The sequence below is a fragment of the Carnobacterium sp. 1290_CSPC genome (assembly GCF_001053265.1).
GTDB classification, from domain to species: Bacteria; Bacillota; Bacilli; order Lactobacillales; family Aerococcaceae; genus Aerococcus; species Aerococcus urinaeequi.
This window is the reverse complement of the sequence record NZ_JVVG01000055.1, coordinates 1-12,423: the sequence shown is the minus strand read 5'-3', so window position 1 is coordinate 12,423 and position 12,423 is coordinate 1. Positions and strand designations below refer to the sequence as shown.

The 12,423-nt window shown below is 38.7% G+C and carries 12 protein-coding genes and 1 riboswitch; of the genes, 4 read left to right on the top strand and 8 right to left on the bottom strand.

The window, feature by feature from the left end; translation table 11 throughout:
* The first annotated feature begins 211 nt into the window (after positions 1-211).
* On the top strand, positions 212-1,552 hold the full coding sequence (locus AC973_RS09520) for an IS3 family transposase (RefSeq protein WP_065419864.1): 1,341 nt from the start codon (positions 212-214) through the stop codon (positions 1,550-1,552).
* A 77-nt stretch (positions 1,553-1,629) separates the two neighbouring features.
* Here AC973_RS09520 and AC973_RS04845 read toward each other — a convergent pair whose 3' ends face one another.
* From AC973_RS04845 to AC973_RS04830, 4 genes are all read right to left on the bottom strand, one after another.
* Positions 1,630-3,123 carry a LysM peptidoglycan-binding domain-containing protein gene (locus tag AC973_RS04845; protein WP_048728003.1) on the bottom strand — a complete coding sequence of 498 codons (1,494 nt, stop codon included), beginning with the start codon at positions 3,121-3,123 and terminating at the stop codon, positions 1,630-1,632.
* 378 nt (positions 3,124-3,501) lie between these two features.
* Positions 3,502-4,242 carry a CPBP family intramembrane glutamic endopeptidase gene (locus AC973_RS04840; RefSeq protein WP_048728001.1) on the bottom strand — a complete coding sequence of 247 codons (741 nt, stop codon included), beginning with the start codon at positions 4,240-4,242 and terminating at the stop codon, positions 3,502-3,504.
* Between the two features lie 531 nt (positions 4,243-4,773).
* A complete protein-coding gene (locus tag AC973_RS04835; protein ID WP_016896361.1) occupies positions 4,774-5,202 on the bottom strand; it encodes a pyridoxamine 5'-phosphate oxidase family protein in 429 nt (142 codons plus the stop codon).
* A gap of 217 nt (positions 5,203-5,419) precedes the next feature.
* Entirely contained in the window at positions 5,420-5,638 is a 219-nt protein-coding gene (locus AC973_RS04830; protein ID WP_048727997.1) for a hypothetical protein, read from the bottom strand.
* A gap of 181 nt (positions 5,639-5,819) precedes the next feature.
* On the opposite strand from AC973_RS04830, the gene AC973_RS04825 reads away from it, so the two are divergent.
* Positions 5,820-6,563: an alpha/beta fold hydrolase gene (locus tag AC973_RS04825; RefSeq protein WP_048727995.1), complete on the top strand. Its 744-nt coding sequence runs from the start codon at positions 5,820-5,822 to the stop codon at positions 6,561-6,563.
* Positions 6,564-6,664: 101 nt separating this feature from the next.
* On the opposite strand, the gene nox is transcribed toward AC973_RS04825, so the two are convergent.
* From nox to AC973_RS10190, 3 genes are all read right to left on the bottom strand, one after another.
* Positions 6,665-8,002, bottom strand: coding sequence for a H2O-forming NADH oxidase (nox, locus tag AC973_RS04820; RefSeq protein ID WP_016896358.1), 1,338 nt, complete (start codon positions 8,000-8,002; stop codon positions 6,665-6,667).
* A 415-nt stretch (positions 8,003-8,417) separates the two neighbouring features.
* Positions 8,418-9,638 carry an AI-2E family transporter gene (locus tag AC973_RS04815; protein ID WP_048727992.1) on the bottom strand — a complete coding sequence of 407 codons (1,221 nt, stop codon included), beginning with the start codon at positions 9,636-9,638 and terminating at the stop codon, positions 8,418-8,420.
* Between the two features lie 117 nt (positions 9,639-9,755).
* The gene (locus AC973_RS10190) at positions 9,756-9,956 is read right to left on the bottom strand and encodes a lipoate protein ligase C-terminal domain-containing protein (RefSeq protein WP_082148238.1); all 201 of its coding nucleotides are present in this window, start codon (positions 9,954-9,956) and stop codon (positions 9,756-9,758) included.
* A 73-nt stretch (positions 9,957-10,029) separates the two neighbouring features.
* On the opposite strand from AC973_RS10190, the gene AC973_RS10185 reads away from it, so the two are divergent.
* The gene (locus AC973_RS10185; RefSeq protein ID WP_205713466.1) at positions 10,030-10,143 is read left to right on the top strand and encodes an SDR family oxidoreductase; all 114 of its coding nucleotides are present in this window, start codon (positions 10,030-10,032) and stop codon (positions 10,141-10,143) included.
* 77 nt (positions 10,144-10,220) lie between these two features.
* Here the strand turns inward: AC973_RS10185 and AC973_RS04810 are convergent, their stop codons facing one another.
* The gene (locus AC973_RS04810) at positions 10,221-11,402 is read right to left on the bottom strand and encodes a cation:proton antiporter (protein WP_048727989.1); all 1,182 of its coding nucleotides are present in this window, start codon (positions 11,400-11,402) and stop codon (positions 10,221-10,223) included.
* Between the two features lie 47 nt (positions 11,403-11,449).
* Positions 11,450-11,546, bottom strand: a riboswitch (Fluoride riboswitch).
* 522 nt (positions 11,547-12,068) lie between these two features.
* Here AC973_RS04810 and AC973_RS04805 point away from each other — a divergent pair.
* Positions 12,069-12,423: 2,3-bisphosphoglycerate-dependent phosphoglycerate mutase (locus AC973_RS04805; protein WP_048727987.1), on the top strand; the 355-nt coding region annotated here is incomplete at its 3' end.

Here is a 12,423-nt window from a genome sequence, read left to right as displayed (position 1 = left end):
TGCCAATAATGCCTACTAAAGGGCTTTCATATCTATTGACATTTGCTTTTGATATCAAATTTTTCTAATAAAAAAAGGCCGAGGGGGTAATCATTGAATCTCTACCCGAAAACTGAACACTCAAAAAAAAGAGTGTTGTAAGTTTTCGGGTTATTTTTATGCAAAATTTTCGGTATACTCTATTTGAGTTATACAGAAGGGAGTGGGCAGATTGAGTAAAAAGATATACAGCCAAGCTGAGATTCAAGTTTTAAGAAACAATCCTAATGTGAAAAGTGTGACAGAGAAAAGTATTACCTATTCATCAGAATTCAAAATAAAGGCCATTAAACAAAGCAAACAAGGCATGACATCCACTCAGATATTTGAACTTGCTGGACTTCCTTCTCATTTAATCGGAAAAGGAAAATCCGATCAATCACTATCACGTTGGAAAAGATTATATAAAGATCACGGAGAAGATGTATTGTTACAAGAGACTCGTGGTTCAAAAAATAATGGTCCCTATGGACCAAGAGAACAATTATCGTTACAAGAGGCACTAGACAAAGCAAATGCCCGTATAGCCTATCTAGAGGGGAATCTTGAACTAGTAAAAAAATTAGAACAGCACGAGAGGAGCGTGAAAAACGACAAAAGAAACGACTTAAGTAAACAAGAACGCTTTAGATTAATTAACCAAATTATTCGTGAGAATCAACTTGCTGGAATGGTGAATCATTTATGCGACCTTGCAGGGGTAAGTAAAAGCGGCTACTATTACTGGCTAAATAGTAGCGATAAACGTGCTGAGCGTGAACAAAATGATTGGGAAGATTTCCAATTGTTATATAGAATTTTTCTGGATAAGAAGAAGTGTGGGATTGATGAAATAAAAATGGCATTAGAAACTGAATACGATGTAGTAATGAATCATAAAAAAATCAGAAGAGTTTTGCGCAAGAATAACATCATATCATCAATACGAGCAGCGAAACCATACCGTAAAATGATGAAGGCAACCCAAGAAAATGCTACCAAGAAAAACCTTGTCAATCGTCAGTTTGATCAAGGTATCCCGTACAAAGTATTTCTCACAGATATCACTTATCTTCCTTATGGAAGTGGACAATGGGCCTATCTTTCAGCGGTTAAGGATGGTGCTACCGGCGAGATTGTTGCACATCACTTCTCAACTAGCTTAAAAATGAATTTAGTTTATGAAACGCTAGATAAATTAAATAATGTGATTAAGGATATGCCAGTAATGGAAAGGTATATCCACTCAGATCAAGGGGTTCATTATACCTACCCTATTTTCCAGGAAAAAGTTGAGAATATGGGGCTAATACAGTCTATGTCGAGGCGCGGTAACTGTTGGGACAATGCACCTATGGAATCATTCTTTGGTCATATGAAGGACGTTGTATTATCTGAAAGAACAGAAACACTACAAGATCTTTGGTATGCAGTTGAAGATTATATTGAATTTTACAACAATCGTCGCTATCAGAAAAAATTAAAAAAGATGACCCCGACAGCTTATCGGGATCATCTTTTGTGGGTAGCGTAACTCTCTTTTTTTATTTGTTCAGTTTAACGGTAGGGTTTCACATCTCGACCTTTCATATTTTATATTTAAAAGATTGCTTAGTTATAAGCAGCCATACTTACAGCAAATGATGGTGCCCAGTATGGATTGATTGATTCTGAGTGAACTGTTTCCCCAGGACGTTGTGAATGGATGTATTGTCCATTACCTAATGAAATTGCTACGTGGTATGGAGAACCATAAGAACCCCAGAAAATTAAGTCGCCTGGTTGTGCAGATGAAACTGAGATTTTTGGACCAGCGTATTGTTGTTCACCAGTGTAGCTACCAACGTTTACGCCGTAAGTTTGTTTGTAAACATAGTTTACGAAACCTGAACAGTCAAAACCTGAAGGTGTTTTACCACCCCATAAGTAAGGTACACCAACTTGTGCGTAAGCATTGTTTAATAATGCTGTTACGTTACCAGTTTGTGCTTGAGCTGCTGCCTCTGCTTCGGCTGCTGCTTCCGCCGCTGCTTGTGCTTCCGCTGCCGCTTGTGCTTCTGCTTGGGCTGCTGCTTCTGCTTCCGCTTGGGCTGCTGCTTGTGCTTGAGCTGCTGCCTCTGCTTCGGCTGCTGCTTGTGCTTCCGCCTGAGCTGCTGCTTCTGCGTCCGCTTGCTCTTGAGCCTCTACTTCAGCTGCCGCTTGTGCGTCTGCTGCTGCTTGCGCTTCTTCTTCTGCTGCTAAAGCTTCTTCTGCTGCAACTTGTGCTTCGATTTCTGCGTCAGCAGTTTCAGTTTCTTCTACTGTATTTGCAACTGGTGCAACTTCAGCTTCTTCTGTAGCTACTGTTGATTCAACAGATGCTACTTCAACAACCGTTTCAGTTTCTTCTACTACTGGTGCTTCTTCAACAGCAGGTGCTGCAGCTAGGCCAGGAATAGCCAATGATTGACCAACTAAGATCAAGTCAGATGATAAGTTGTTTTGCGCACGTAATTCAGACGCTGAAACGCCAAATTGACCTGCAATTTTGTTGATAGAGTCGCCAGCAACTACAGTGTAGTTACCATTTACGTCTGCTACATAGTTGTTAACAGTTTCTTCTACTACTGGAGTAGCTTCTACTTCCGTTTCAACTGTTTCTTCAGCTACAGGAGCTGTTTGTTCTACTGTTGTTTCTTGAGCTACTTCACCTTTAACTTTTAATTGTTGACCAACTAAAATCAAGTCACCTGAAATACCATTTAAATCACGTAAGTTTTGTGCTGTTGTGTCAAAATCTGCAGCGATTTTGTTTAAAGTATCACCTGTAACAACTGTGTATACATTAGAAGCATCTGCAACACGTTTAGTGCTTGCTACTACTGGTGCATCAACAGTTGGAATATTTAAAGAGTGACCTGCGATAATTAAATCTTGGTTATCGATTGTGTTCACTTCTATTAAGTCTGCAATTGATAAGTCAAATTTGCGTGAAATAGCGGATAAAGTATCACCTGATTCGATTGTATATACTTCGTCTGCTGAAACATTAGTGGTTGCAAAGGCTGCTAAAGCCGCTGACGTCGCTAACGATGTCCCTACCATTCTTTTTACTGAAAACTTCATTAAATTTCTACCCCCTGAAATTACTGATTACAATAGCTATTATATACAAGCGAACCGCAATTTTCCGTAACAATCAGGTTACAAATCATTTACTCTTTCTTACACAAATCCTTAATTTTACGCTATACTCCGCTAATAAAATTTACCTTACTTGAACTAAAATCACAAAAAAATAATAAAAAAATTTAAAAAAGGTTAATAAATCAATCTTTTAAGAAAGTCTTAAATTCAAATTAAAGATTTCTATTTTAAATATAAACGCCATATTTATGTAACAATAACGTAACATTGGTTGCAATAAATGTAAAAAAACCTCTTTAAAGTAGTATCGATATCCCATCCATACCCTTCAAGGAGGCATTATTTAAACAAGTTTCCCTAAAATAAACCAAATATAATCATGATTGCGCCCGGTACATTATTCAAGAAATGAATAAAGATGGCATCATTGATATTTTTCTTCCGCCAATAAGCCATAAAACAAGCCGCCCCGATTCCTGCATATATAATGAAAGAAATGAAGTTACCTGAAAGATGCATACTTGAAAAGAAGATTGAAGAGATGATAATAGCTGCAGAGAAGAAGCTATCCTTGAACATCCCTTTACTGATCATACCGCGGAAAATGATTTCCTCCATCACTGGGGCCATAGTAATCACGGTTAAGCCTAGGTTTAAGGCCACTAGGATATTGCTATTACTACCTAGCAAACCAAAAATCATATCATCATTTACCGTCGTCTCTACTCCGTACATGTTACCCATAATGACTGACATAATCATTTTAAAGGCTAAAACACCTGCAAAAATGGCTAAGTCCTTTATAATATCATCCCAAGTTAAACCCACAACATTTTCTGGATTTTGCTTTTGGTATCGGCGATAAAACCAATAGCTCACAGCAAACATATAAACAATACTTAAAATGCCCAATATCGTTAACCAGGTATTATCCAAATAGTTACCAAACATGACGTATAATTGAGGTATCGAGACCATTAATGTATAAGCAATCGTCCACAAAACAACCTTAGCCGCGCCAACTATCCAACTCGTCCACTTCTGTCTAGTTGGATCTTGATAATAAGCATCCGTATTTCGATTCTTCCTTTTCCCCATATGATACCCCTAACTTTTTTGTTGATTACAACTTTCTTATATATATGACTTACTTATTTTTTATATCAAAATAAATTATCCTAACCTTACCATATCTGAAAAGTGAATTCACTAGACTAGTGAGAATACTTTCAAAAACTAATAACCATTAACAAGTGTAACGATATTTAAAACGATTGCACTGTAGTTAGAAGCATATGTAATTGTAGTAGTGACAATGATATGAAAATACATGTTAGAAAAACTATAGCCTTGAAAACCTAGCATTTCTTCAATAAGCGTTTATTCATTCCTTGAGTAAATAAAATGGGAAGAGTTTTTTGTCTCTTCCCATTTTCAATTCCACTTGTATTATTTGCAGTACGCTAGATTTCCGAGTTAAACCTTAAGCAGAAGTTTTCCTAGCATGCCTTCGCGGTGAAGCAAGTATGTCCTACCACATATCAGAGTGTTCGGAAGCACCCCGTTACATTCTGAATCGTCAGGCAATGATAGGAAAAAACTGAAACCAAAAGTTTACTAGAAATTTTATTATTCTGCTGAAAATTCGAATGTGTCGTTTTTATGCTCTTTTAAGTTCATATAGAAGCCACTACCTTCATATACTTGAAGAGCGACAACTAATTTCCGGTCTTCTTCATCAGGATAGACATCCTTTACATATGGATTGTCTTTTAGAATATCCTCTAAGTAAGATTGATCCACTTCACGCACTTTACCTTCAATAGTAATGGCTTGAATCCCATTTTCGTCATTTGACATAGCTGAAATTGATACATGCTCATTTGCTTGTAATTGAGTATAGAATTCATTACCTGGTTTAGTCATAAAGAAAATCCCATTTTCATTCGCCACACCAACATTCGCAAACCGTGTACGAGGTTTCCCTTCACTATCTACCGTCGCAAAAACCGCTGCACCCATATTTTCTAAGATTGTCATGTAATCTTGTAATGCCATTTTTCAACATCTCCTTTATAATCTTACTTTCTTCTATTGTATCGCAAAATCCCATATTTCTTTAGTAAAACCTAAGTCAAAAATCTATTAAAAACTGGAAAATGATAGGGTTACCGTTTGCCAGTTTATGGTGTCTAAACTCTATCGAATGGTGTATTATCACTTGCGCCCTACGTAGAACTTGTACTCACCAGACTCGACGATAAAGTCATGAGCGCTATTGACCCTTAGGCCTAGTGGGTGGTTGGCGGGCAGTCTTCATGTCTTCCCCTTCTGTTGCGACTAACCGTGCCATGATAACAACTGCATCTGCTTTTTTAACAGCTTCTTTAGCGTCTGCTAAATTGCTTAAGTCATCTGCTACAACAAATGTGTTCACGGTTGAAGTTGAACCTAAGTTTGCTAAAACATGCTTCACTCCTTGTTCAGGGGCCATTGTATATAATAGGTCCCCCGTTTAGATTTTGAAAAAGCAATATTCAAAGTTCTTCACAAAACCCTCCCCTTAAAAGTACCCGCTACCAGCTAGTTCCTAATGTTTGCATTTCCTCCTAGCTGTCGCTATATTTGCAAGTGAATAAAAGCTGAAGCCAGTGATTGAATGCGAGGAAATACCATTGAAAACAACCATTAGAAGACGACAAATTGGGGAAATCCCCTTACTAGAAGTCGTTCCATTGGACCAGCGAAACGCCCCCTTACCCTTGATTGTCTATTATCATGGCTGGCAATCCAATAAGGAACTAAATTTAACCCAGGGGCGAAAGTTAGCAAAAGTAGGTTTTCGGGTCCTGTTACCAGACGCCATGAACCATGGTCGCCGCAAGCAAGCCATATCTGCCATCCCATCATTGACTTTTTGGCAAAGTATCCAAAGTAATTTATTTGAATTTGGGGCTATTATCCAACATTTCAAACGACTCAACTTGGTCTTAGATGACCGGATCGGGGTTGGCGGGACTTCTATGGGCAGGTTTACGTCGTCTGCTTTACTGACCCACCATCCAGAAATTAAAGTAGCGTCTTGTATGATGGGGTCACCTACCCCTATCCAATACCGAGAGCGACTGATTGAACATGCCAGCAGATCATTTAACCGGTTTGTGCCAGATGATTTAAGAGATTTGACGGCTTGGGTTGACCGGTATGATTTGTCTACCCAAGTTGACAGCTTAGGGGGCAGACCCTTCTTGATTTGGCACGGCGAACGTGATTGTCGGGTTCCTTATGACCAGATTGCGGGGTTCGTAAAAGACAACAACCACTTGGTCAATATCATTTTTGTACACGAGGATGAAGACCATTTGGTTAAGACAGAAACAATGGATATGATGACGACTTTCTTCTTAGGCCATTTATAGGATTGTCCTCATCGCGAAAAAAGGACAACCTTTCCTAGCTGGGGTTAGCTAAGAGGGTTGCCCTTTTTCAATGATTTAGATTTCTATTACTAAGATTTTTATTACTCAGCTTTTAATGCTGCTTTTGTGATGTAGTTGTATGGTTGGTTGAAGTGAGGTAAGAAGAACAAGTCTAATAATGCTAATTTGTCGACTGTTAATTGTTCTTGCACTGCTAATGAGAACATGTGGATTCCCATTGATATGTCAACGCGTGATACCATTTGCGCACCTACGATACGACGAGATTCTTCTTCGTATACGATACGTAATTTAACTTCGCCATTTTCTTCTGCTGGCATGAAACCTGGTAATTGTGTATCTTCGATGTCTGTGTAGTTTACTTTCAAGCCGTTTTTCTCTGCTGCACGTACTGATAAACCAGTAGATACTAATTTCAAGCCAAAGATTTCGATACCGTTTGAACCTTGAATACCAGCACCTTCTACGTGGTTACCTAAGATATTTTGACCTGCAACGATACCTGAACGAACAGCGTTTGAAGCTAATGCAATATAAGCTGTGTCATTTACAGCGTTTGAGTAGTTAGTTGCACAGTCACCTACTGCGTATACTGAGTCGTCGTTTGTTTTGAATGTACGGTCTACTAAGTAAGCGCCGTTAACAAATGTATCTAAGTGGTCTGCACCTAATCCAGCGTTTGGACGGAAACCGATACAGTTGATGATAACGTCAGCTTTGTATTCGCCGTTAGTTGTTTTAAGACCTGTTACTTTACCGTTTTCACCTAAGTATTCTTCAGCTAATTCACCAAAGTGAGTGTGTACGCCGTTAGCGCGTAAGTTTTCGTCCATCGCTACTGCGAAGTCTACATCGTAGTAGTTCATTAATGAATGTTCTTCTGCGTCGAAGATGTGTACTTCTTTACCGCGACGAGCTGCTGCTTCAGCGATTTCAACACCGATGTAACCAGCACCGATAACACATACAACGTTAGCGTCGTCTGCTGCTAAGGCTTTGTCTACTTCTTGACCTTCTTGGAATAATTTTAGGAAGTGTAATCCTTCTAAGTCGTTACCTGGTAATTTAGGTGCGATTGGAAGAGATCCAGTTGCTAAAACTAATTTGTCATAGTTTTCTTCTAATTTTTCACCTGATTTAGTTTCTGCGTAAACAACTTTATTTTCAAAGTCGATTTCTTTTACTTCAGTTTCTAAAGATACTTTAGCACCTTTAGCTTCGAAATCTGCAGCTTTTGTATAGAATAACCCTTCGTAGCTATCGATTTGACGACCTACCCATAATGCGGTCCCACAACCTAAGTATGATAAGTTTGAGTTACGGTCTATTAATGTAACTTCTACGTCTTGATCTGAATCTAATAATGTATTTGCTGCTGAGATACCTGCATGGTTAGTTCCTACTACTACAACTTTCATTAAATGTTTCCTCCTCGGTGTACATATCGTTTGCTCATTTATTTACAAGCACAGAATAACACCATTTTTTTTGGATGACAAACCAAAATTGTATAATTTATAAAAGCTCACAAAGTCCATAGCAAGCAATTTTGAAGGAAAGTTTGTGAAAAACTTATTAAGACCCTTTATTTTCGGGCTAATTATTGCAATTTTTGTTATTTTTTTAAAAATAATCATTTTTTACTTCAAATTCGCTTTTTCACAAATTCGGGTGTTTTTGTACTTTTTTTGTATTTTTATAGATTTTGAACCTAGCTAAATGAAAAAGACGCTCACAATTAAGTGGCGTCCTTTCTTTTTATATCAACGTTTTTCGCATTTCAACCTTGTGAATGTGTCGCATGTGAAAAAGTTTGTACATTTTTATACGATATTACATCTTATCGATTTCTTCCTCAGTCAAAGCTTGGTGGCGTAAACTCTCTAAAAAGCGCACTGGCAGATCCACATCTTGCTCCCCAGTTTCTTGACTAACCTGCTCGCGGTATCTGACATCAATCTTGATAATCTTATAGATTGAAGCAAGAACCGGCACCCCGATTAACATACCAGGAATACCCATCAAGCCCCCACCAACAGTTACAGCGAATAACACCCACATAGATGGTAGTCCAATTGAATCCCCCACAACTCGTGGATAGATCAAGTCCCCTTCTAATTGTTGGACAAATAAGACGAAGATGAGATAAATCAAGGCGTAGGTTGGGTTTAAAGCGAGTAGGATCAAGACGCCGACCGCACCCGATAGGAAGGCACCAATAATTGGAATCAATGCCATTACACCTTGTAGGACGCCCAACATCGCAGCATAAGGAACTTGGAGAATAAATAACCCGACTGTCACTAAAGTACCCAAGATGATTGCTTCAATAACCATTCCTGAAATAAACTTAGAAAATGTTTCATTAGCAACTCGAGCCACATTTTCAATTAATTGGTGGATATCATCGCGAACATAAACCGTTAGCAATCGTTCTACTTGTTTGGCTAATTTTTCCTTTGAGAAGAGAATATAAATTGCAAACAAGATACCCAAGAAGATATTAGTTACTGCACCAACAGAAGTGGTTAATACCGAAACAGACGTCGTCGCTAGACCTGAAGCTACATTGTTAATGCCACTTGCCACATTAGAGAAGATACTACCCCAATCGAGATTCGCTTTGTTTGCTAAGTCGTTCACTAAAGGAACCAAAGCATCTTGATTATTAAACCAATTTGTTAGATTTTCAATAGTCTCAGGTACCACTTCAATCAACGTCATAATCGCAGACGCCAATTGTGGTAACACAATTACAACCGTCGCTGCTATCACTAAACAGACAACTAAGATAGCTAAAATAATAGCAACTGGTCGCCTAGATGCTTTCAAATACTTATTTTTTGCATTCGGGTATAAGTATTTTTCAAGCCAGGTCATCAATAGGTTAAGGACAAAGGCAATCATCCCACCTAAAATTAAGGGGAAAATCACTGACCAAATCATAGAAACTGCTTGGACAAGATATGACCAGTTGATTACGGCTAATATAAATACCGCAATCAAGGCCAACCATTGGACCCCTTGTTTTGTTGGACCATTTAATTTTTTCAATTCAATTCAACTCTTTCTCTACTTTAATATATATATTTTAGCATATTATGCTAAAACTAGGTTAGTTAGAATAGTTGAATTAATCGGACCAAAATACGGTGTTAAGTCAATATCTGTTCAATCACTCGCTACTACATCTTCCCCTAATGTGCAACCTACGAGTAGGTTTTCTATATCTGCAACATTTTTCTTTTCAAAAAAATCACCATAAATTCGACATTTTTGAATATGCCCCTTGACAACTTTTAAGTTGACTTCAAGTGTTCCAACAACAAGATCCGTGTTAACGGGATTGCCCCAGGTGCAATCGCTACAAATATTGCCTCAACAATGACCAACTTAAGTGACTTTGGGAACGCCCGGATTGGTGCCTTCAGCGGTTTAAACCCAAGTGTTGGTCCACCCGAAGATATCCCATGCCGCAGTATTCTTAGCATCAGATGACGATAAATTTATGAACGGTGATATTATCACTGTAGATGGTGGCTTCACGGCGCCATTCTAAAATAAATAAATTTTCCGTAAAAAAAGCTGGTCCTCATTTTTTTGAGAGCCAGCTTTTATTTGTTTTTATATCCTTATTTATCGATCATCACGCAATAGTCGATTATGGGTTTGGTCGATTAAGACAGCGCCAAGCGGTGCGGTGACTAAGATGGCAACGACTGAGATGGTTAAAATGATTTGACCATTCGGCAAGCCCATCGCTAAGGGCACCGCCCCTATGGCTGCTTGTACTGTGGCTTTTGGAAGGTAGGCAAAGATGGCAAATGCTTTTTCCTCTTTGTTTAATTGAGTGCCTAAAACAGATAAAAGTACACCAAGTCCTCTAAATACCAACAACAAGACAATTAACACTACTGCAATGAGGCCTGAATCTTTGACGGATTCGATGGACATGCTGGCACCAACTAACACGAATAGGATAATTTCAAAGACTTGCCATAAATGATTAAAACCTACTTGAACAGATTTGGCTTGAACTGGATTGACGCGAAGCATCATAAAGCCCATTGCCATCACAGCAAGTAAGGCTGAGAAGCCGATTGGTCCTGTCATGGCTTTTTCAATTCCATCAAATAACAAAGCCATCCCAAAGGTTAAGATGACTGGGTATCCACCTGATAATTGATATTTTTCAATGGCTAGTGACAGTAGCCAACCTACCAATAACCCCCCAGCGATGCCTAATATGATAGAGGTTGGCATAGATAGCATGCTTAACCAATGGAATTCACCAGTTTGAGCAAGGGCTGTTAAGGCGGTGAATATGATGATGACGAAGATATCATCCATAGAAGAGCCCGCTAGAATCATTTGCGGTACCCCTTTTTTCTTACCGTATCCCTTACCCATTAAATCTAACATGCGGGCAACGACGACGGCTGGTGATGTGGCCGCGATAATAGCCCCTAAGATAGCGGCAGATAAGTATGACATCCCAAAGAATATTGGTGCCAAAATGATTGTCCCAATGATTTCTAGGGTGGCTGGTAGGAAGCTCATCAAGATGGCTGGGCGCCCTACTTTCTTCAAGTCCTGCAAATCGATATTTAAACCCGCTCTAAGTAAGATGATCATCAAGGCAATCCGTCTTAAATCACTGGATATATCCAATGTACTTTGGTCAATTAGATTGAAAAATGATGGTCCCATGATTAAGCCAGCGATGATGTAGCCGATTAAACTAGGTAAATTCATTGCACTCAACAAGCGCCCCAATAAATACCCCACAACAATGATAAAACCTAACGATAGTAACATAATTCCCTCCTTTTGCAGGCACAAAAAAAGCTGATACGCCTGCAGTTTTACTTGCAGAAGTCATCAGCTTTTCAGCGGTTCGGTATGGGATGGCCTAAAATCACCATCAATTTGACCAGGGAGAACCTCATTCCCTCTTTTTATGCTCCCTAAGCATACGCCATTTTTCTGAAAAATACAAGGTATTAAATACACATACTCTTACTATTATAGCAGGTCATCGGCCTTCACATACCTATCATAGTTTTAAAAGCAGTGGGCCCAGAATTAGCCAAGGTCTAATTCTTTGTCTGACAATTCATTCTGTAAGGGCTAAAGCGCCTAACAGAATGATATGGGTCAGTCAGCCTCTCTTCCCTGCTAAGGCATGCTAGGATGTTTCAGTCTCTTACTCATATATAAAGGACTACTCTCCATAATAACAATTAGTACTTTTCAAGAAAGGAAATTACCTATTTATTCGCCAATCTTAAAAAGGGTAATTGCCCATTACGACAAATTACAAAAACAGTGAGATCATAATATATACAAAACTTTATCAACCAGACATTTTCACTTGTTATTAAAGAATTTGAAGTGTATTTTCTTGCTATCTTTTTTACCTGGGTGTATATTGTAGGTGAACCTAAAAATAAAACGACAGTATCCTTGAAAGGATGGAGAAAGATGGCTAAATTAGTATTTATCCGCCACGGACAAAGTGAATTGAATTTACAAAATGTGTTTACTGGATGGTTAGATCCGGCTTTAAGTCCTCTAGGGGTGGAGGAAGCTAAGACTGCTGGTTTAGCGCTTAAAGAAGAAGGTTTAACTTTTGATATTGTACACACTTCCCTACTAGCACGTGCCATTCAAACAACTTTTTATACGCTAGATAATCTAGACGAACTTTACTTACCAGTCCACAAACATTGGCGGTTAAACGAACGTCATTACGGTGCGCTTCAAGGATTAAATAAGGCAGAAACGGCCGCTATTCACGGTGAAGACCAAGTGCATATCTGGCGCCGTTCTTATGATG

Bases quoted from the DNA above. Each gene is read 5' to 3' on its own strand.
- AC973_RS04845 (WP_048728003.1), bottom strand. From the start codon at position 3,123: ATGAAGTTTTCAGTAAAAAGAATGGTAGGGACATCGTTAGCGACGTCA.
- AC973_RS04840 (WP_048728001.1), bottom strand. From the start codon at position 4,242: ATGGGGAAAAGGAAGAATCGAAATACGGATGCTTATTATCAAGATCCA.
- AC973_RS04835 (WP_016896361.1), bottom strand. From the start codon at position 5,202: ATGGCATTACAAGATTACATGACAATCTTAGAAAATATGGGTGCAGCG.
- AC973_RS04830 (WP_048727997.1), bottom strand. From the start codon at position 5,638: ATGGCCCCTGAACAAGGAGTGAAGCATGTTTTAGCAAACTTAGGTTCA.
- nox (WP_016896358.1), bottom strand. From the start codon at position 8,002: ATGAAAGTTGTAGTAGTAGGAACTAACCATGCAGGTATCTCAGCAGCA.
- AC973_RS04810 (WP_048727989.1), bottom strand. From the start codon at position 11,402: ATGTTACTATCGTTAGGTTTTATCATTGTTGTGGGGTATTTATTGGGG.